The organism is Cohnella rhizosphaerae (genome assembly GCF_029525575.1).
GTDB lineage: Bacteria > Bacillota > Bacilli > Paenibacillales > Paenibacillaceae > Cohnella > Cohnella rhizosphaerae.
In genome coordinates this window covers 931,878-953,466 of the sequence record NZ_JAPDIA010000007.1, presented here as the reverse complement: position 1 = coordinate 953,466, position 21,589 = coordinate 931,878, and the positions used below count along the sequence as shown (strand labels likewise).

At 59.4% G+C, this 21,589-nt stretch carries 14 protein-coding genes; all 14 read right to left on the bottom strand.

The window, feature by feature from the left end; all coding sequences use genetic code 11:
* Positions 1-164: 164 nt before the first annotated feature.
* The 14 genes from OMP40_RS22160 to atpA all read right to left on the bottom strand — a co-directional run bounded on the left by OMP40_RS22160 (position 165) and on the right by atpA (position 21,549).
* Positions 165-416 carry a DUF1146 family protein gene (locus tag OMP40_RS22160; protein WP_277534594.1) on the bottom strand — a complete coding sequence of 84 codons (252 nt, stop codon included), beginning with the start codon at positions 414-416 and terminating at the stop codon, positions 165-167.
* A 40-nt stretch (positions 417-456) separates the two neighbouring features.
* Complete coding sequence (locus OMP40_RS22155) at positions 457-2,169, bottom strand: S8 family serine peptidase (RefSeq protein ID WP_338131224.1); 1,713 nt, start codon at positions 2,167-2,169, stop codon at positions 457-459.
* On the bottom strand, positions 2,096-2,623 hold the full coding sequence (locus tag OMP40_RS40315) for a hypothetical protein (RefSeq protein ID WP_338131204.1): 528 nt from the start codon (positions 2,621-2,623) through the stop codon (positions 2,096-2,098). Before OMP40_RS40315 ends, OMP40_RS22155 begins: the two co-directional genes overlap by 74 nt.
* A 470-nt stretch (positions 2,624-3,093) precedes the next feature.
* On the bottom strand, positions 3,094-7,728 hold the full coding sequence (locus OMP40_RS22150) for a cadherin-like beta sandwich domain-containing protein (RefSeq protein WP_277534593.1): 4,635 nt from the start codon (positions 7,726-7,728) through the stop codon (positions 3,094-3,096).
* A 40-nt stretch (positions 7,729-7,768) separates the two neighbouring features.
* Positions 7,769-9,901, bottom strand: a complete 2,133-nt coding sequence (locus OMP40_RS22145; RefSeq protein WP_277534591.1) for a cadherin-like beta sandwich domain-containing protein — start codon at positions 9,899-9,901, stop codon at positions 7,769-7,771.
* Entirely contained in the window at positions 9,898-10,236 is a 339-nt protein-coding gene (locus OMP40_RS22140) for a hypothetical protein (protein WP_277534589.1), read from the bottom strand. The genes OMP40_RS22145 and OMP40_RS22140 overlap by 4 nt, the downstream gene beginning before the upstream one ends.
* 205 nt (positions 10,237-10,441) lie before the next feature.
* On the bottom strand, positions 10,442-11,554 hold the full coding sequence (locus tag OMP40_RS22135) for a cadherin-like beta sandwich domain-containing protein (RefSeq protein WP_277534586.1): 1,113 nt from the start codon (positions 11,552-11,554) through the stop codon (positions 10,442-10,444).
* A complete protein-coding gene (locus OMP40_RS22130) occupies positions 11,505-15,227 on the bottom strand; it encodes a cadherin-like beta sandwich domain-containing protein (protein WP_277534585.1) in 3,723 nt (1,240 codons plus the stop codon). Before OMP40_RS22130 ends, OMP40_RS22135 begins: the two co-directional genes overlap by 50 nt.
* Before the next feature lie 232 nt (positions 15,228-15,459).
* Positions 15,460-15,921, bottom strand: a complete 462-nt coding sequence (locus tag OMP40_RS22125; protein ID WP_277534583.1) for a Dps family protein — start codon at positions 15,919-15,921, stop codon at positions 15,460-15,462.
* Positions 15,922-16,008: 87 nt separating this feature from the next.
* On the bottom strand, positions 16,009-17,019 hold the full coding sequence (locus OMP40_RS22120) for a YpdA family putative bacillithiol disulfide reductase (protein ID WP_277534582.1): 1,011 nt from the start codon (positions 17,017-17,019) through the stop codon (positions 16,009-16,011).
* Between the two features lie 137 nt (positions 17,020-17,156).
* Positions 17,157-17,558, bottom strand: coding sequence for a F0F1 ATP synthase subunit epsilon (locus OMP40_RS22115; protein WP_277534581.1), 402 nt, complete (start codon positions 17,556-17,558; stop codon positions 17,157-17,159).
* A gap of 24 nt (positions 17,559-17,582) precedes the next feature.
* On the bottom strand, positions 17,583-18,989 hold the full coding sequence (atpD, locus tag OMP40_RS22110; protein WP_277534580.1) for a F0F1 ATP synthase subunit beta: 1,407 nt from the start codon (positions 18,987-18,989) through the stop codon (positions 17,583-17,585).
* A gap of 77 nt (positions 18,990-19,066) precedes the next feature.
* A complete protein-coding gene (gene atpG, locus OMP40_RS22105) occupies positions 19,067-19,942 on the bottom strand; it encodes an ATP synthase F1 subunit gamma (protein ID WP_277534579.1) in 876 nt (291 codons plus the stop codon).
* A gap of 92 nt (positions 19,943-20,034) precedes the next feature.
* Positions 20,035-21,549 (bottom strand): F0F1 ATP synthase subunit alpha, encoded by a 1,515-nt coding sequence (gene atpA / locus OMP40_RS22100; RefSeq protein WP_277534577.1) that lies wholly within the window; start codon positions 21,547-21,549, stop codon positions 20,035-20,037.
* Positions 21,550-21,589: the final 40 nt, after the last annotated feature.

Below are 21,589 nucleotides of genomic sequence, written 5' to 3'. Positions count from 1 at the left end.
AAAACCCAAATTTCATCATACCACCGTCCGTCGGCTCGGTACAAGCGGCATCTTCTGACAAATTTCGAAACATTTCGCCTTCAAGCTTCGCCTTCAGACGACTTGCTTCTGCTTTATTACCCATTGTGATCATTTTGATTCGACGTTATGCGGATAAATCGCCGCTACGACGAATTGAACAGGTTTTTCAGGGCCGAAGCCCAGTTCCAGTAATCCAGCACGAACCCGGCCAACAGCCTTCCCGCGACGATCGCCAGAAAGAGCTGCGCGAGCCGCGCTTTCGGACTTTTGGGGTGCCGGAAAAATTGTTCCCACTTGATCTCCTGCAGCACCACCCACGATACGGCGATGAAGCCGAGCGTGATAAAAATGGAGAACAAGCCGTCCCAGCCCATCGAATAGTAGATCGAATCCATTCGCAGATAACGCTCCTTATGACCGCAATTCCCAAACGGTTCAATCGGCGTTCATTACGCCGAAGCGATAATAGGCGGAGCGATCCGCGCGATCGGCCGTGATCCGGGCATAATAAGTGCCGGCGGCCAGCTTTTGCGGCACGTTCAGCGAGGCGCCCCTCGCCTTGCTCGACCACTGTCCGAGGAGCTTCAACTCCTTGCTGTACACGGTCAGTTTAAACGTCGAGCCTTCCGGTATGCCGTCCAGCTTCCATTCGTAGCGTCCGCCCGCCGCCTTGAAGCGGAACCAATCCGCATCATCCTTGGACGCAATCAGCCCTTTCAGGATTCCCGCCGTGCCGGGAACGAGCGCTGCGGACGTCAATGGACCGTCGTTGGGCTCTCCCATATCCGCGTACGTAGTAATGTATTCCAGTCGGACCGTATAGGTCCCTGTCACGGGCGGGGCTCCTTCGGCGGCTGCATTGCTGACCCCTATGTAATATCTGCCCGCCGGCGCATTCTTCAACGTCGCCGTCTCCGGCAATCCGTCGCCGTTCGTATCCGTCCGCACCTCGGCCTGCCCGTCCCGCTGCAGCGTGATCGCGGGATCGATGCGCGTCGTATCCGTCTCGACGGTCACCTTTAACGTGCCGGCCTGGGGCAACTTGACCGTCGTCCAATCCTTGTCGTCCTCGCGATCGAACGTACCGCTCCACGTCTGCGTCCGGGGTTCGATCGCATAAGCCGCGGCTTGCGTCGAGCCGGGCTCTGTCCGGTCGGGCAGCATCCTGAAGCCCGAGGTGAGTCTGTAGGGCAGCGGCGACGCTCGCGACGAGCCGTCCGCCCGCAAGTAGTATCTGCCCTTGGATACCTTCCAAGTCGCGTTCGCGCCGCCGCCAGCACCGTCGGCCGCGATCGGACTTAAGGCACCGGGCCGATATAGCGACAACTTAACCGCGGCGGGCCCAATGTCAAACAGGTTCGTCTGCATCCGCACGGACAGCATGCCGTCTTCATGCGCGTCTACCGCATACCAGTCCGTATCGAGGCGGCCGCTCCATGCCGAATAAACCTCCGTGCCCGGAGGAAAGGGCGAAGCGGATTGCTGCGCGCCGTTCGGCTCGCGCCAGTCCGCCGCAAAAGCGGCCGACAGGGCGCGGTCCGCGCGAACGAGGCCATAGCCCGTCGCGTCGTCACGCCCCTTGGCGCCGAGATCCTTGGCCGTCCGGCGCAGCGTCTCCCGCAGGAAGGCGGGCTTCCAGTCGGGATGCGCAGCCCGCAGCATCGCTACGGCAGCCGCGACCTGCGGCGCCGCCATCGACGTGCCCTCCATCGCAAGGCGGCCGCCGCCCAGCGCGAGCGTATCGACCTGCCACGACGCGGACAGATCGACCTCCGGTCCTCCCGTCGAGTTGATCTGCCCTTGGCCGTCCTCCGCGCCGGCGACAGCGATAACGGTCGGATAGGCGGCCGGATACTGGACGGCCGCATGCTGGCCGAAGTCCGCCGCGTCGTTGCCGGTCGCCGCGACGAGCAGCACGCCCTTCGCTTCGGCCAGCTCGATGACGCTGCGCATGCCGGGCGCGTCTCTGCGAAGTCCGAGAGACAGCACGACGATGTCCGCGCCATGCTCGATGGCGTACCGAATGCCGCCCGACAGATGCGCCTCGTCGCCTTCGCCTTTTTCGTCCAGCGCTTTAATCGGCATCAGCTTCATTTTCCAAGCCGCCTCTGCGTTCGCGCTCTTCGCAGCCTCGGCCGCGGCGACGATGACGCCGGCGACCGCCGTGCCGTGCCCGTTGTCGTCCTGCGGCGGCTTGGCCTCGTCCAGCAGATTGACGCCGTCGGTCAGATACGGCTGGAGCGCCGCGTTCTTCAGATCGACCCCCCGTGTCCACGATGGCGATCGTGCCCGTCACGTCGCGACGCAGCAGCTTCCACGCTGCCGCAATGCCCGTTTCTTCAAGAAACGAAGCCTCGGAGAGCGCGGAGACCGCAGCCGCCTTGCGGGAAGCGGAGGTTCGGGCGGCCTTGTTCATGCGGTCTGCCGGCTCCGACGCCGCAGGAATGGCGATCGTGCCGAGCTTCGCCGCCTCGGCCGCGAACGTCTTGCCTTCTGCCGTCCATCGCGAATCCAGGGAGCCGGTCGCGGCCAAGGCCGTGCTTAAAAGCACGGCCGACGCCGTACGGATCGTACGCCGTTTCCCTTTACGTTCTGCTGCCATTATTGCCACGCCCTTGCCAGTCAGTAAGTGAAGCTATGAGTATATACCCACATATTGGCGCTTCGCCAACACTTATCCGTCATTCGACATATGTATCTCATAACCGTGGGCGGGACATAAGGCCGGCAGTACTCTGTCTTCGCGAATCCAGCCTAATATATATCGCTCATTCATTATTCATGCATTCTCATGCCCTATCAAGTTAATAATATTTAATGCTTGACGCGTGCAGTCTCATCTTTCTCTCATAATCGCACCGCCGCACGCCTCGGTTAGCCCTCCATTCCCGTCACCGCGCCCCCCCTAGCAAGGCCGTGTCGCTTTCATCTTGTTTACATTCTATTTTTCGACATCGTTTTCCTTCTTGTAGGATAAAAAGAGTACTTAGGTCACGGGTTCTTTCATCCAATGCCGATGAAATAAAAAAAATACCTTGAGCCAATGACTCAAGGTATAGGACAGCGCTCGGATTAGGCCGATCCGCCATAACCGGGCTGCATCAAAGATAAGTAATAGGTTGCCGTCTGTCCGCCGGGCGTGTCAACCGAGATTTTGTATTCCTGGTAGGGCTCTCGATAAGTAAAAGAATAAACAGATTTAGTTAATCCGTCATGATTCGTAGCGGGAGCAAGCTCCATCTCCGTCCATCCTTCGCCGTTCCAGCGGTAGACGCGAACGATTTGTCCCGGTTCGGCAAGCGCCTCGATCCCGAGCGGCAAGTATGGCGGCGTATCCGGGATCAGCTTGTTAGACGGAATCTCCACGCTCAACTCGTGCGAGGTCAAATCGATCGGAATGCCTCCGCTCCCTACCGTGTACCAAAGCGAAAGCGAAGTCAAAGCGGGCGCGGCCTCATAATTGACGTGAAGCGGATAAACGATTGTATTGCCGCCGTAAGTGGCGTATACATAGTATCGTTCTTGCGCGCCGTAAGCCATCAAATCGATCGTCGCCTCCAGCGCCCCTTCTCCGAACAAATTGTCTTCCGTCCCGATCTCGCGACCGAATCGATCGTTGACACGCAAAACAACGCCTGATTCGAGCGTCGCATTCAACATCAATTGCTCATTGTCGTCCGATACTGTCGCATACCAGCCCAGCACCTCCGACACGTCGATATTCGTTTGGTATGACTGGTTTCCATCGCTCAACGACTGCCGCAAGCCCGAATCCCCGTTTTGCGAATCCAGTTGCTCCGCGATCGGACCTTGATAGTAATGGAACGTGAAGGCGAAGGAATGTCCCTGTTCATCCGTCATCGCGATGGGATAGTCATGACTCGAACCGGCGGCGGGCTTGTCGACTTCCAAGTCGTATCTGCCTCCCGCATACTCAAAAGACCGCCCCTCGCTGCTGATGGTCCAGAAATGATCAAGTCCGCTAATCGCAAGCCTGAAGTTTTCTCTTTCCGTCAGCTGTTCGTTGGACATGATGCCGTCCGCCCAATAGTCGCCGTCAGGCAGAAGTCCGGCGACGATGCCGGTCTCTCCTCCGCCGTTCGTCGAATTCATCATGATCTCCAACTGAATCGCGTAGAAAAGAACAAGCTGCTTTTCGATATGATGGCCGCTACTGTCCGACGCCTTCACTCGAATCGACATCAATTCGGGATCGTCCGCGCCAAGGTCGGAACCGACAAGCAGCCTGCCCTCGCTATCGATCGTAAATAACGAATTCTGATCGTCGCCATCGCCTTCCGACAACGTGTAAGCAATCGTTCCGCCCAAGTCTCCCGTTGCGTTCAATTGCCCGACAAAGCTGCCGGCCGACGCATAACCGTCGACCAGGCTGCTTCCGCTGAGCGCAATGTTCTGTTGCGCAATGACATTGATCGACACTGTCGCCTCGTTCGAGAAAAGCGTACGATCCGATTCTCCGTCGTTCCAACTATAAGACGCTCGATAAGTAAAACTGTCCCCGCCTGAGTAACCGGGTGCGGGCTCGTAGATATAATACGGGCCTTCGACATGTGTTAACGACCCATGAGCCGGCTCCTCTACGATCTCCCAAGTCGGCGTCGCGGCTATGCCGCTGCCGGTGCGCGCAACCAACGACAAGCCCTTCGATTCGCCCTCGTTGACGGTCGTTTGTCCGTTCTCTGCATAGATTCCGCTGACGATCTCCAACATTCTGGGGATCAGTCGACCATCGGCGTCTTTGAGGATAAGCGTCACATAAGTCGAATCCGAATGCAAGCCGACAGCCACGTTCAGATCGATGTCGTAGGTGCCAATTCCCTCGGCCTGGCCAATCTCCTTGCCATTGAGGTAGACACGCTCAATCGTCGCCAATTCATCTCCGACCAGTTCGGGCATAATCATGGCTTCTTGATTTTCGGGGCTTAATACCGCCACCCTATTGCCGGCGTAGATCGGATCCTCCTCCAGGCTGGCCGCGCCGCGTAAACGCCAGTCAACGCTTGCGCCGGGCGTCTCGCCTTCGCCTTGCCACACGGCGACTGAATACTCGCTCACGAGCCCGCCGTTATATTCATACACGACGATGCGAATATCTTCATTCCAGCCCGGGGACAGTGGGATCGAACTGTTCGTTTCTTCCAACTTTTCACCGCCGACCCAAACCTCAACTTCGTCAAAATAGCCGCGAAGATGCGGATTTAGACTGACACTGCCGGAATTCGTCGTCACGTGATAGGATTGAGGCCCCGTTTTCTCATAAGGCAGGTATTCGCCGTCAGCGTCCATCACGTCCAGATCTACCAGCGGCATCGGGCCGCGGATCACATCGAGATCAAAAGAATGACTGTAGCCCTCATTGTCGGTCAGTTCGAATCTGAAGGAATTCAGTCCCTCTGATACGGCGAGTGTGGCTCGGCTGTCCACGACAAGGTCCGGGCTCTGTTCATCGCTTTTGTCGTATGCAGAGATGCTGGCGCCCTCATCCAAATTAAATATGGCGGTCACGGTCTGCACATCCGAGTTCACGGAAGCGAAGACTTGGCCATAACCATCCGCATAGTAGTCGTTGAAGCCGACTCCTATTGCAGGACCTTCAGCGTTAATCCCGGCATGCAGCGACCAACCGTTCAAGCCCTCGATCGGCGGCAGCCGTCTAATAACCAGTCTGTGCGCATACTGCTCGCCGCCGGCCGATACGACGATGCCGACGATCGCTTCTCCTTCTTCCGGAACGGCGATCGTGTAGAGCCCGTTCGCCGGCGTCAACTCCGCACCGTTATAGATCACGCGTTCAATCTCGGCGCCTGCCGATGTTAACGGCTTGATCCCTGCCGTTAGGGCATCCATCGGAGCCGTATACGTATAACTTTTAGCGAGCGGATTGTACGACAGTTTTTGTCCTTCCGCCTCCAGATCTTGAAGCTTCAGCGAAGCCGTCAGTCCCGTTCTATAAACATTCAGCTTGTAAGAAGTCTCTGCCATGCCGTTCGATACCCAAACCGTCAAGACAGTATGATCCGAAAGGAGCGGAATGTTCGATTCGCTTTCGAACGGATCGTCGTTCTCGTCATGAATCGTAACCCGATTCTCCCAATCAGGCACGAGGTATAACTCCGTCGTTCCCGGCGAAACGTACAAGCCGTATTCACCGTTCGGACCGGTCGGCGTCACAGCAAAGAAGTCGTTTTCATCCCGGAACTGTAAACCTGTCATGATCGGGCTAAGATCCGGCATCCCTTTGCCGACCTTGAGCAGCACCCACTGCCCCACTGGATAGCCGTTCTTGTAAAAACTCATTTCATAGCGAGTCGTCTTGTCTACGTTACTGAGCGGCAATGTCCCTTCAATTCCGGACTGGAAGAGGATCTCTTGTCCTTCCAAATCGTCGTTGGTCAGATAAAATTTGATCTCATCGTACGCATCCGTATTAAAGTTCAACGTCATGCTGAGCGACGAAGCTTCTTCAGGCACAATCGCGCCGTAGAACATCACCTCAGTTTCAAAGCCTTGAGACCACGTCAGCCAGTCTCCCTGATCGGTTTTGACCGTCCAGTCGAGCAGCTGCCATGGCATTTCTCCGGTATATACGGGCCTGTCGACCTTAATTGCATAGGTCTTGGGCGCTTTGCCCGTTTCCGCGATCACAATGACGATGTCCGTCTTGCCGCCCGAGGCGAGCATGATGTTTTGCGAAGCGCTGCCGCTCGCCACGGCCTGCCCGTTCACCGTAATCGTGCCTGTGCCCGACGGATAAACCTTCAGGCGGTCAACGGAGCCTTGCACCGTCACGTCGGGATAATCGTACGTCTCTGGAGAAAATGTAAAGTTGTCGACATCCTCGCTAAAAGAGAGTTCACTAAGACCGGCTGACTCCTCTACGGTATAATCTGCCGTGGCGATCGCGCTGTTTGCAAGACCATCTGTTACGGCGATGGCCTTAACCGTCATAGAGGCATTGATCGTCGGCTTGGCTTCGGCATCGTAGAGTTTGGTCGATCCCTTCACCTGCGTATCCGGATCGGTCCCGTCGGTCGTATAGTAAATCCGCTCGGCACCCGGGGACTCGATCGTCAGCACCGCTCCGTAGGCCACGACGCCCGACTCCGGCGTAAATACCGGCGCCGTCAGGGGAGCGGGAGCTCTATCGACATTGATCGTATACTGCTTCGTCATTCCGCTTTCAGCCGTAACGATAATCGAGATCGGATTGATCCCGACATTCAGGAACACGGAACCGCTCGCCTGTCCGCTGGCTACGACATTGCCGTTGACCGTCACGGTCGCCTTACTGTCCGCCGTCACAGGCGTGACTGTCACACTGCTTACGCCGGAACCGACGTTCGCTCCGTAAGTTGTTATTGCAGCATTGAATTCCGGCTGCAAACTTGCGCCCGACAGCGTCAAATCGCTCAGATCCGCGTTTTGCGAGAGCGGAGGAATTACCGTGTAGCTCGCTTCGGCAACAGGACTGTCGTGCGATCCCGTCAGCGTAGCGACTGCTTTAAGCGTGACCGCCTGTAAGATCAAAGGCCTTGATTCGCTCGAGTATATCTTCCTGGTCTCGGAAGTCGCCGGATCGCTGCCATCCGTCGTGTAGTAAATACGCTCCGCGCCCGCCGACGAGATCGTCACCTCCGTGCCGTACGCAACGGCGCCCGAAGCCGGCTCGAACGTCGGCGCGGCCAATGCCGTCGCCTCGCGCGTTACGATGATCGTATACTTCAGTCTATCGCCGTTCTGCGCGATGACTTCGACCGTAATCCGGTTTTCTCCGACGGTTAGCGGGATCGGACTGCTCGGCTCGCCGCTTCCCCCCTATACCTTCATTAACGAAAAGAATCGCATTGACGTTCGAGAGGGTCGGCGTCACCGTCATGCTGTCGACCGCATGACCGACGCTCGCCGTATAGCTCGTCGTCGTGCGCGCGAACGCAGGCGACAGCGTACCGTTCGACAGCGTCAGATGGCTAAGCGTCGCGTCGGACGAGGGCAGCCGCGATATCGATATGGAATTGAAGACATCCGGCACCGTCCCGTCCGCGGCCCGAATCTTAAACTGGACGGTCATGTTGATCAATGTATAGGCGATCTCCGCGCCGGACGCATATTCGTTCGATCCTACCAGAATCTTTGCCGCTTCGTTGATCGCGTTGATCTTCAGCTTGATCGTCGTGACGTCGGCCGGCACCTTCACCGTCCACGCGTTGCCGCCCGAGGCGACGACTTCATACGAGGTCGCACCGTCCATGCTCGTGGCCGACACACTCTGAACCGCCGCGTCGCTCGGCATCGAACGGTTCGCGATCAGCGTGTACGACTTGATGATTCCGTCGATCGTCGCTTTGATCTCGATCTGGTTGGACGGTTGCAAGAGCGGAATGATGTACCGCCACGAGATCTGACCCGGCAAGACCGTCAGCGCCGCCGTGAACATCGGTTCCGGCTGAACGGCTTGGCCGTTGACCGAGATGTCCAGCTCGGGTCCCGTCACCGGAACGACCAGCGTCAGGTTGCTCGAGCCGCTCGGGATGGACAGCGGCGCGGGCGCGTTCGTCGAGTTGAAGTCGATGTCGATGCCGGTCTGGCCCGGGAAAACGACGCTGACGCTGTTCAGCAATTGACGGGTCACCGTCACCTTGTAAGTCTTGGTCGCGCCGCTTGGCGCCGTCACCAGGACAGCGATCTCGTTGTCGCCGTAGGCCAGGCTCACCGTTCGCTGCCCGCCGCTCGGCGCTTGGCCGTTGATCGTGAACGTTGCGCCGCTTTCCTGCACGCTCGCCCCGACGACGACGCTCGCCTTGTCGCTGGCCACGCTCGCCCGGTAATCGGCGACGGCAGCGTTGAACGACGGACTAAGCGCCGCGCCCGCGATGCTCAGCGAGCCGAGGTTCGCGTTGGACGACGGATTGCCCGGATTCGTGCCCGGCGTGACGATCGTTCCGCCCTGGTTATTCGTCTTGTCCTGCTGATACTGCTGCTTCTGCTGCTCGTTCAGCTTTTTCAGCAGCTCCTCTTCCGCCTTGCGCTTCGCGGCCTCCGCCGCCAGCCTGTTCGCCTCGGCCTGCGCTTGCTTCGCCGCTTCGATCGCCTTGAGCGCCGCCGCGTTGATCTTGTCCGCCAGCTCTTTCAGCTTCGCCGCTTCCTCGGCGGCCTTTTTCTTCGCCGCTTCTTCGGCAAGCTGCCGGGCCTTCTCCTGCTTGGCCTTTTCCTTTTCGTCCAGCTGCGAGAGTTGATCCTTCGTCAGATTGAACGACGTCTTCTCCTGCTCCTCGATCTGCTTCACTTGCCGCTCTTCGATCTTCTTCTGGTCGATCGCCTGCTTCGCGATGACGCCCAGCAGCTCCTGCGTGTTCTGGATGAACTTGTCCAGACCCTGCTGCAGCTCGGCCGGCACGCCGGCCTGCTTGAACTTTTCGACCGTCTGCCGGTTTTCTTCGTCGATCTTCTCCTTGCTGCGCAAGATCGCTTCGATCACTTCAGGCGACGCGTTTTTGACGATCTCCTCGATGTCCACGAGCGTCGTCTGCTCGCGCAGATCGTCGCCGCTCGTCGGCTCGAGCGTGATCTGCTGCGTCGGGTAGAGATCGATCGTCTTGGAGCTGCCGGAGGAACCGGTGCCGCCCGCGCTCTCGCCGCTTCCGCTTCCCGTCTTCTCTACGTGCTCGGACGTGAACCGTACGACGCCCGACAGGACCGCCGTACTCGTGCCGCCCGTCGCCGGATTGACTCGCGCGAAAAACGCCGTGCCCCGCACGCCCATGATCGCCGTCGGCGTCTCCAGCTTAAAGTCGTCGTCCTTGCTCTTGATCGACTTGACGTCCACCCAGGCCGTCCCCTTGAGCATGCTGACCTTCGTCACCGTGCCCTTTTTTGTCCGACAGCTTCGAGAAGGTCAGCGTCGCGTTCTCCCCGACCGTGAACTTGTCGTCCTCCGACGTCCCGTTCGCGAACTGCAGCACCGCCGATCCCTTGCTCCCCGTGATCAGCTTGTCCCCCCTGGTTCAGGCTCAGCTTCGCGAACGCCTTGAACTGCTTCGAGCCTCCGGACTTCTGCACCTGCACGTCCCCGCTCAGCTGCTTGATCACCGCGATCCGCGACGAAGAAGCCGCGCTCGCCTTCCCCCCGAACGCAGCCGATACCGGCAACAGCAGCAACAGCGCCGCCAGCAGGTACATGCCTAACTTTCGATACATGAACTTCACTCCGTTTTCTGTATATGTATGAGGGTAATAAAGACGCTTGCCAATTGATGAAAACGTTGGAATACACGAATCGATTATACCTTAAAAATGGCGATTATTGTCGTTATTTCAGTTAAGCGCAGAGAAAAATTCGAGGCCGCAGCGCCTTCCTGACGAAGGCGAAGCGACCTCTAACATCTCGTGTAGCGTCTCTATTTTAGACGGACCCAAAGTAAACGCGAATTTCGCAACTCCATGCCACGCCGTTGTATAAGCCTGAAACGGATAAAACCTTCGCGCCGCTTGCGCCGGCCAGGTTCAGGACGTAAGATCCATCGGCATTGCGATCAAGCGGCGCGTCCTCCGAGACGGCCTCGAACACTTCGGCGCCAGGCGGCAGTCCGAGACTTAACGCTGCGGTGCCCGGGCTGTCGGCGAGGTAAACTTCATATCCGTTCGAGGCCGGATCGTAATGAAAAGCGAATGGCTGATCCCCTACGTTCAGCACAGGAGCGACCGGCGCGCCGCGGTAAGCGGTCAGTTCGTAAACCTTGCGCTGGCCGTCTACGTAGTTTACCGTCATGACAAACGAATTGGACCCGACGGACAGCGAACCGGAATAACCGCCATTGCCGTCGGGACCTGCCATTCCGGTTAGCGTGACGTTCGCTACGCCGTACCCCGGCGTTACGTACACATGCAGCGTATCCAGCTCTTCGGGAACGACAAGCGCGTAGCGCTGTTGCCGGTCGTACATCCATTCGGCTTCCTCGGCGGGAAGCCCGGTTCCCGAAGCCGATGCGTTCCACGCCATGTCCGCAGGCGCGTACTGTATATCCTGTGCCATGTAAAGATACAGCGTGTACAACACCCGCGCAGGGCCGGATGAGCCCGTATCGTCCGAATCGGTCACGACCACGTCGTAAGTCAGTATCGCGTTGTTGTCGGGATCCGTATCGGGCAGGGTCAGGCGGATCGGCCCGCTTCCGCCGGAAGCTGCGATCTCTTGCCCTTCTTCGTCGAACAAGGCGGCCTCTCCGTGCGATCCCAGCGCCAGATCCAAATCGACCCACGGGGTGCCGGCGGGCAGCGTCGCGGAAAGGGCGCCGGCGGTCGGATGAAGCGTCAATAGACTGCCGGCCCCGTACGCGACCGTCGCCTCGTCCCCGACATTCAAATCCTCCGTCGTCTCTCCGTAGTACAGATTAACCTCGTAATCCACGATTCGTCCGTATCCGTCGCGAAATTCAAGCGTATGGACCTGGCTGCCGGGTACCGGGTCAAACGCGTAGACGTATCCGTACGCTGACGACTGATAGGCGTCGGGCACGCGCTCCCCCGTCTACGAACAGTTGATAACCGGGGCTTCCGCCGACCTTTAGTTTAAAGCCGTGCGGCTCCGCGTCCGTCCCCAACCTGGCCCACCAAGCGCCAGCAGCATCCGCGAAAAGCAACATGGCAGGCGTTTCGGAGGCGCCGCCCGTATAGGATGCCAGCACGGGGCCCAGATCCATAGGCGCACCCGAGGCGATCTCCAAGCGATAAGGAAACGGCGTTCCGCCGCCGACCGGCTTCACGATCGCATATGCGGCGGTGTATTCCCCGTCGATCGGAACATGGTAACGACCCGATCCGGGCGCCGTCTCTTCGGCAGGAACGTAAGCGCCGTAATCGTCGACGTAAAAGTCCGTTAACGCGAGTCCGTTCCCTAATCCCGGCTTGATGTCGATCGACGCTGTATCCTCCGTTACGACCGCTTTCCACAGGTTCGACCTGCTCTCGTCCGCGATAAAGCCGATCGGTGCCGGAGAAGCCTCGGGCTCGGCCTTGACGGGCGTGCCTGAAATGCCGGTCAGCCCGTATCCTTCCGGCGCTTCGCTTCCCCGCCATACATGAATCTTTTTGACGACGGCTTCGGCTTCCCCGCCCGGATAATAGGTTCGCACGACGATCTCGTTCCAGCCCCGGTTCAGATAGATATAATAGTAATAATCCAATCCTACTTCTTCTCCGTTGGCCGTCACTTCCACGGTCGTTCTGTCGTTAAAGTATTTGAGCAGCAGCAACTCGTCGCCGTCCCGGACTGCGGTTGTCCACGTTTGCTCGCCGGCCGGAACCAGATCGACCTCTGCCATGCCTTCCGTGCTTAGATAGGCGTAGATCTCCGAATCTTCTGGCGTGCCTACGTACACATCGAAGTTCAGATTGAACTGCTTAATCTCTCCCGAAACTTCCGCTGAGTATTGAAGCGAAACGTAGTTCATCCCCTCCTCGATCTCCAAGTCGGCTTGAAGCGCCCCGTCGGCCGCCTGATACACGTTTTGTTCGCCCAATGCGAGCACGGCATCCGTCACAAGGAGCGGATCGAACGTAAAGTCCATGCGCAGGTTGACGGGGCGATCCCGGTACAACCAGTAGTCCTTCCCGACGCCTTCCTCGTCCTGGTAGCTGTAATCGAAAAACCAGTCCTCTACCGCGGCGTCGCCCCACGTCGAAGTCCAGGAGACCAGGCCGGGCGTTTCGTAATCGTACGGCTCGACATGGATCGTTACGACCGCCGGCGCGGACGCCGACTCGCCCCGTACGGCCCGGAACAGGAAGTAGTCCATACCTTCAAAGCCCTCGTCAGGCGTATACGTATAGCTGCCGTCTTCGTTTACATCCAACGTTCCGTTTTCCGGTCCGCCTTCGCCCAAAACCTCGTATGTGACGCCGGCGCCAACGCTGCTCGTCAGTACGCCCGAATATGGCGTCTGATAGGCCGTCGTGACGCTGGCGCTATTGGCGATCAAGATGCCGCCGCCCGTTCCGCGCTCGATCGCAATCCGATATTCTCTTTCCGTACGGCCGTCTGCAGCCTGCACCACGAACGGAACCGTCGTATTTATAATCAGGTACGAAATCTGCGCGCCCGACGCGTAGACATTGCCGCCCAGCACAACCTTGGCATCCGCGTTAATCGTATTGATTTTCAGCTTGATCGCCGACGTCTCGGTAGGAACGCTGACCGTCCAGACATCGTAGCCGGCAACCGCTTCGTAAACTGTATTTCCGTCCGCGCTGGTCGCCTCGATGCTTTGCACGGCCGTCTCGCTTGACATCGCACGGTTCGCGATCAGTTCGTAGGATTTGACTGCGTCGTCAATCGTCGCTCGGATGACGATCCGGTTGGAATCCAGCGCCAGCGGAATGTTGTACCGCCAGGAGATCTGGTTCGCCAGGATCGTCAGCGCGGCCGTGAACATCGGTTCCGGCTGAACGGCTTGGCCGTTGACCGCGATGTCCAGCTCGGGTCCCGTCACCGGTACGACCAGCGTCAGGTTGCTCGAGCCGCTCGGGATGGACAGCGGCGCGGGCGCGTTCGTCGAGTTGAAGTCGATGTCGATGCCAGTCTGGCCCGGGAAAACGACGCTGACGCTGTTCAGCAATTGACGGGTCACCGTCACCTTGTAAGTCTTGGTCGCGCCGCTTGGCGCCGTCACCAGGACAGCGATCTCGTTGTCGCCGTAGGCCAGGCTCACCGTTCGCTGCCCGCCGCTCGGCGATTGGCCGTTGATCGTGAACGTTGCGCCGCTTTCCTGCACGCTCGCACCGACGACGACGCTCGCCTTGTCGCTGGCCACGCTCGCCCGGTAATCGGCGACGGCAGCGTTGAACGACGGACTAAGCGCCGCGCCCGCGATGCTCAGCGAGCCGAGGTTCGCGTTGGACGACGGATTGCCCGGATTCGTGCCCGGGGTGACGCTCGTTCCGCCCTGGTTATTCGTCTTGTCCTGCTGATACTGCTGCTTCTGCTGCTCGTTCAGCTTTTTCAGCAGCTCTTCTTCCGCCTTGCGCTTCGCGGCCTCCGCCGCCAGCCTGTTCGCTTCGGCCTGCGCTTGCTTCGCCGCTTCGATCGCCTTGAGCGCCGCCGCGTTGATCTTGTCCGCCAGCTCTTTCAGCTTCGCCGCTTCCTCGGCCGCTTTTTTCTTCGCCGCTTCTTCGGCAAGCTGCCGGGCCTTCTCCTGCTTGGCCTTTTCCTTTTCGTCCAGCTGCGAGAGTTGATCCTTCGTCAGATTGAACGACGTCTTCTCCTGCTCCTCGATCTGCTTCACTTGCCGCTCTTCGATCTTCTTCTGGTCGATCGCCTGCTTCGCGATGACGCCCAGCAGCTCCTGCGTGTTCTGGATGAACTTGTCCAGACCCTGCTGCAGCTCGGCCGGCACGCCGGCCTGCTTGAACTTTTCGACTGTCTGCCGGTTCTCCTCGTCGATCTTCTCCTTGCTGCGCAGAATCGCCTCGATCACTTCAGGCGACGCGTTTTTGACGATCTCCTCGATGTCCACGAGCGTCGTCTGCTCGCGCAGATCGTCGCCGCTCGTCGGCTCGAGCGTGATCTGCTGCGTCGGGTAGAGATCGATCGTCTTGGAGCTGCCGGAGGAACCGGTGCCGCCCGCGCTCTCGCCGCTTCCGCTTCCCGTCTTCTCTACGTGCTCGGACGTGAACCGAACGACGCCCGACAGGACCGCCGTACTCGTGCCGCCCGTCGCCGGATTGACCCGCGCGAAAAACGCCGTGCCCCGCACGCCCATGATCGCCGTCGGCGTCTCCAGCTTGAAGTCGTCGTCCTTGCTCTTGATCGATTTGACGTCCACCCAGGCCGTCCCCTTGAGCATGCTGACTTTCGTCACCGTGCCCTTTTTGTCCGACAGCTTCGAGAAGGTCAGCGTCGCGTTCTCCCCGACCGTGAACTTGTCGTCCTCCGACGTCCCGTTCGCGAACTGCAGCACCGCCGATCCCTTGCTCCCCGTGATCAGCTTGTCCCCCTGGTTCAGGCTCAGCTTCGCGAACGCCTTGAACTGCTTCGAGCCTCCGGACTTCTGCACCTGCACGTCCCCGCTCAGCTGCTTGATCACCGCGATCCGCGACGAAGAAGCCGCGCTCGCCTTCCCCCCGAACGCAGTCGATACCGGCAACAGCACCAATAATGCAGCCAGCAGCGTCAATCCCCATTTCCGTTTCATACCTACACTCCCTATTCCGTATCCATATAAGTGCTTTTGCACGATCAAAGACCTATGTACAGATGCCGCAAACCCAATTATAAAATTAGAAAAACAGCGAATATATGCGACTTCTTTCACAATTATCGCCTCAAACGGCCTTCGGTTCTGTAATGACCGCCACATAATTAAAAAAATCCCGCCAGCCGGACATGGTCCGATGACGGGATTTCTTAATAAGCAGGTTTGCGGCTTATGCCTTCACCTTGGTCGGAACGTTAATGCCTGCAGTCGCGCTCAGCATCCATACGTGCTTTTGCAGCGCTTCGACCTGCTTGGTGAGCAGATCCGCCGTCGGCGCGTCGCCCGCCTCCTCGGCCATCTCCAGCGTTTCGTTCAGACCGTTGGTGAGCAGGATGAAGTCGTCGATGACGGCTTTGACCATGTCGACGTCCTTCGTCTCGTCGCCGCCTTCCTTTATCTTCGTGAGCGACAAATATTCCTTCATCGTGGATGACGGCTTGCCGCCGATCGAAAGGATTCGCTCCGCCACTTCATCCAACGACAATGCAGCGAAGTTGTACAGCTCCTCGAACTTCAAATGAAGCGTCTGGAAGTGCGGCCCCTTCACGTACCAGTGGAAATGGTGCAGTTTGAAGTAGATGACGCTCCAGTCCGCCAGATTTTGATTCAGATTGTTCTGGATCTTAGGCATGTGAATCCCTCCCGATTGGATAAGCTTGCTCTCCTAATTTACCCGGGATCGGCGCCCTTCAAGCAGACTGAAAATAAATGCCAACTGTTAGACCGTCCGCTGCGCGGCCAGATGCGCCGCGATCTTGCGGCCGTGATAGCGCCCGCTCTCGATAAAAATCTCGTTTGCATCACGTCCCGTGGAAACGACGCCTGCCAGGTAAAGGCCCGGCACGTTCGTCTCCATCGTCTCCGGATCGTGCTTCGGCGGGATGATCCCGTCCGGCGCATCGATGCCCATCGAACGCAGGAATGCGCGGTCCGGCCGGAATCCCGTAAGCGCCAGCACGAAGTCCGCGGGCAGCGTCTCTCTGACGACCTCGGTCCGGCCGTCGGCCGAATCCGCTTCCTGTACGCGTTCCACCGTGACCTGGTCATAGCCGATCTCGACGACGCTGCTGCGCAGGCGCAGGTCGATTCGTCCCTTGGCCGCGCAGCTGTCGAAGATCGGCCGCACCCACGGCTTGATATTGGCCGAGACCGATTCGCCCCGGTATACGACCGTCACTTTAGCGCCCACTCGCTCCATCTCCAGCGCGGCATCGACGGCGGAGTTGCTGCCTCCGATGACGACGACGCGCGTCCCCGCATAGGGATGCGCTTCGGTGAAAAAGTGGCTCACATGCGCGTGATTCTCGCCTGGAATGCCGATCCGGTTCGGATGATCGAAATACCCGGTCGCGATGACGACCTTGCGAGCGTGCGTATACGAAGGCTGGCCGGATCTGCCTACCGACGTGACGCGGAAAGCGTCGCCCTCTTTCTCGACGGCCGTGACCGCTTCGTAGCGGCGAATTCGAAGCCCGCGTCGCTCGGACACGATGCGGTAATAATTCAACGCCTCCAGCCTGGACGGCTTGTCGTTGGGCGTAATGAAGGGGATGCCTGCGATCTCGAGATTCGGCGCCGTGCTGAAAAACTGCATGTTGACCGGATATCTGGAGATCGAATAGCCGACGTTTTCTTTCTCGAATAGTAACGGGTTAAAGCCTTGGTCCTGGAGCTCGGCCGCCGCCGACAGTCCGCATGGACCCGCGCCTACGATGACGATATCTTCCACTGTGCATTCGTCCGCCTTTCCTCTTGATCGCTACGCTTAGTATACGTCGAGAGAAGCCCGGTGTAAAAAAACGCAAAAATCGCCGGGAGGCGGCTCCCTGCGAACAGGTGCCGCCTCCCGGCGATCAAAGCTTTAGCTTATTCTCCGCCGCCGACACGAATCCGGGTGAGCGCGCGCTGCAGCGCGGCCTCGGCCCGTTTGTGATCGACTTCGGTTTGCTTGTGATTCAGACGATCCTGCGCACGATCCTTGGCTTGCTGCGCGCGGTGGACGTCGATGTCCGAACCGAGCTCGGCGGATTCCGCGAGGATGACGACCTTATCCTTGCGTACCTCCATGAAGCCGCCGTGAACCGCGATGAACTCATCGTTGTTCCCGATCTTCGCCTTGACGGGCGCGATCTTGAGCGGCGTCACCAGCGGGATGTGATGCGGCATGATGCCCAGATCCCCGTCTACGCCGCGGGCGACGACCATGTTGACATCCTTGTCGTAGACGGTCCGCTCGGGGGTGACGATCTCCAAACGTAAGGTGCTCATATCGATACCTCCATCAAAAGCGGATTAGAGCCCTTGAGCGAGCTTCTTCGCCTTCTCGACTGCGCCTTCAATCGAGCCGACATTATGGAACGCCGGTTCCGGAAGATCGTCATGCTTCCCTTCAAGGATCTCTTTAAAGCTGCGAACGGTATCTTTAACCGGCACGTATACGCCAGGCATGCCGTTGAAGGCTTCGGCAACGTGCAGCGGCTGGGACAGGAACAGTTGGACGCGACGCGCGCGCAGAACGACGAGCTTGTCGTCCTCGGACAGTTCGTCCATACCGAGGATGGCGATGATATCGAGCAGTTCCTTGTAGCGCTGGAGCAGCTTCTTGACGCCTTGCGCGACGGCATAGTGCTCTTCGCCGACGACTTCGGGCGCCAGGACGCGGGAGGACGATGCCAGCGGGTCGACGGCCGGGAAGATACCCATTGCCGCGATGTTCCGCTCGAGGTTCGTCGTCGAGTCCAAGTGAGCGAACGCCGTAGCAGGAGCCGGGTCGGTGTAATCGTCCGCCGGTACGTAGATCGCTTGGATCGAGGTAACGGAACCCTTTTTCGTCGAAGTGATCCGTTCTTGCAGTTGACCCATTTCGGTTGCCAGCGTCGGCTGGTAGCCTACCGCGGACGGCATCCGGCCGAGGAGGGCGGATACTTCGGAGCCGGCTTGCGTGAAGCGGAAGATGTTGTCGACGAACAGCAGAACGTCGCGTCCTTCTTCGTCGCGGAAGTACTCGGCCATCGTCAGACCCGTCAGCGCGACGCGCAGACGCGCGCCCGGAGGCTCGTTCATTTGGCCGAACACCATCGCGGTCTTCGCGATAACGCCGGAGTCGCTCATTTCATGGTACAAGTCGTTGCCTTCACGCGTACGCTCGCCTACGCCCGCGAATACGGAGATACCGCCGTGCTCCTGGGCGATGTTGTGGATGAGCTCTTGCATCGTAACCGTCTTGCCGACGCCGGCGCCGCCGAACAGGCCGACCTTACCGCCCTTGGCGTACGGCGCCATCAGGTCGATGACCTTGATGCCGGTTTCCAGGATTTCTTGCGACGTCGACAGCTCGTCGAACGGAGGTGCCTGGCGGTGAATCGGATTCGCGATCGTGCGGTCGACCGTACCGGCGTTGTCGATCGGGTCGCCCAGCACGTTAAATACGCGGCCGAGCGTCGCCGGTCCTACCGGCACCGTAATCGGCGCGCCGGTATCGACGGCTTCCGTACCGCGGATGAGACCGTCCGTCGAAGACATGGCGACGGTACGGACCATGTTGTCGCCCAGATGCTGCGCGACTTCGACCGTCAGCTTGACTTCGCGTTCGCCGGTCTGATGAATTTGGATTGCGTTGAGGATGTCCGGCAGATGGCCGTTGTCGAACTCGATGTCGACGACCGGTCCCGTGACCTGGACAATGCGCCCCTTGCTCATTCGTGTCCCTCCTGTAACTTCAGTCTATATCCGTATCCTTCGCTTCGCTGGGCGGACGAGCCGCCGCGTGCGAAAGTTTAGCTCAGTGCGTTCGCGCCGCCGACGATCTCCGCGATCTCCTGCGTGATGGCCGCTTGACGCGCGCGGTTGTACGTCAGGGTCAGCTCGTTGATCCGTTTGGTGGCGTTCTTGGTCGCGTTGCTCATCGCGGTCATCCGCGAACCGAACTCGCTCGCCTTGTTCTCCAGCAGCGCGCTGTAGACCAGAGTCTCCGCATACTTCGGCAGCAGGACGTTCAGCACCGCTTCCGGAGACGGCTCGTACTCGTAGCCCGCGCTCGGACCCGCTTGCTTCGTCGCGCCGAGCGCCGAAGCGTCGAGCGGCAGCAGCTGCTTGACCGTCGGCAGTTGCGTAAGCGCGTTGATGAACCGGTTGAAGACGAGATGGACCTCGTCGTACGTCCCCTGCTCGAACCCGCCTACGGCCGCCGCCGCGATTGCCTTAACGTCGGCGAACTTCGGCGAGTCGGGCACGCCGATGACGTCCTGGACGATCGCGTATTCGCGGCGTCTCAAATAGTCGCGGCCTTTGCGTCCGATGACGAACAGATCGTACTCCGCCTTGGACTTGTGCTTGCTCTTCAGCGTGTCCACGAACTTCTTCAGCAGGCCGCTGTTGAGGCCGCCGGCCAGACCGCGGTCGGACGTAAAGACGATATAAGCCGTCTTCTTCACCTCGCGGGTTTGGAGCATCGGGTGCTTGACGCTGCCGCCGCCGCCAGCGATGCTCGAGACGACTTCCTTGAGCTTGTCGGCATACGGCCGGCCCGCGAGCGCCGCGTTCTGCGCGCGCTTGAGGTTCGCCGCCGCGACGAGCTCCATCGCCTTGGTGATCTGCTTCATGTTCTGCGTGCTCTTGATCTGACGCTTAATCTCGCGCATCCCTTTAGCCATTCATGTCACCACCTTATTGTCCGCGCCGCCCGGGCCTCGCGGCCCGGCGCCGGCGCGGAAGCTTCTATGGCCGAAGCCTTCGCGATCGCAGCTTATGCCGTTGTAGCGAAGCTCTTCTTGAAGGCGCCGATCGCTTCGACGAGCGCCTTGTCGTTGTCGGGCAAAATGTCCTTCGTATCGCGGATGGATGCCAGAATCTCGGGGCGCTGCGCATCCAGATAGCTCAGGAATTCGGATTCGAAGCGGCGTACGTCTTGTACCGGCACGCTGTCCGCATGGCCTTTGGTGACCAGGTACAGGGAGACGACCTGGCGCTCCAGCGGCATCGGTACGTTGATGCCTTGCTTCAGAATCTCGAGGGTACGGATACCGCGGTCGAGACGGGATTGCGTGACCTTGTCGAGGTCCGAGCCGAACGCTGCGAACGCAGCCAGCTCGCGGTATTGGGCGAGGTCGGTCTTGAGCGTGCCCGCGACCTTCTTCATCGCCTTCGTCTGCGCGGACGAACCTACGCGGGATACCGAGTTACCGACGTTGACCGCCGGACGCTGACCGGAGTAGAACAAGTCGGACTCCAGGAAGATCTGACCGTCGGTGATCGAGATGACGTTCGTCGGGATGTAAGCCGAGATGTCGCCGGCTTGGGTCTCGATGAACGGCAGCGCGGTGAGCGAACCGCCGCCCAGCTCGTCGTTCAGCTTGGCTGCGCGCTCCAGCAGACGGGAGTGCAGGTAGAATACGTCGCCCGGATACGCTTCGCGGCCCGGAGGACGGCGGAGCAGCAGGGACAGCTCGCGATATGCTGCGGCTTGCTTGGTCAAGTCATCATAGATGATCAGGACGTGCTTGCCGTTGTACATGAACTCTTCGCCCATTGCGCAGCCGGTGTACGGCGCGATGTAGAGCAGCGGGGACGGCTCGGACGCGCTCGCCGTAACGACGATCGTGTAGTCCAGCGCGCCTTGGCGGCGGAGGGACTCGACGACCGTACGGACGGTCGATTGCTTCTGGCCGATGGCGACGTAAATACAGATAACGCCATTGCCCTTTTGGTTGACGATCGTGTCGATCGCGATCGTCGTCTTGCCGGTCTGGCGGTCGCCGATGATGAGCTCCCGTTGGCCGCGGCCGATCGGGATCATGGCGTCGATCGCCTTGATGCCGGTCTGCATCGGCTCGAATACGGACTTACGGGCCATGACGCCCGGAGCCGGGGATTCGATCGGGCGGAACTTCGTCGTCGCGATCGGACCGTTGCCGTCGACCGGCTGGCCCAGCGCGTTGACGACGCGGCCGAGCATCGCTTCGCCGACAGGAACTTCCATGATGCGGCCGGTACGCTTGACTTGGTCGCCTTCGCGAATGCCGGTGTACGGGCCCAGGATGACGACGCCGACGTTGTCTTCTTCGAGGTTGAGGGCCATGCCTACGACGCCGTTCGAGAATTCAAGCAGCTCGCCGGCCATCGCTTTTTCCAATCCGTGGACGCGAGCGACGCCGTCGCCGACCGTGATGACGGTACCGACGTCAACGACTTGGATATCGGATTGATAGTTCTGAATCTGCTGCTTGATCAGCGTGCTGATTTCTTCAGGACGGATACTCAAATTCGTTCACCCCTGTCTCCTACTTACAAGATACATGCGT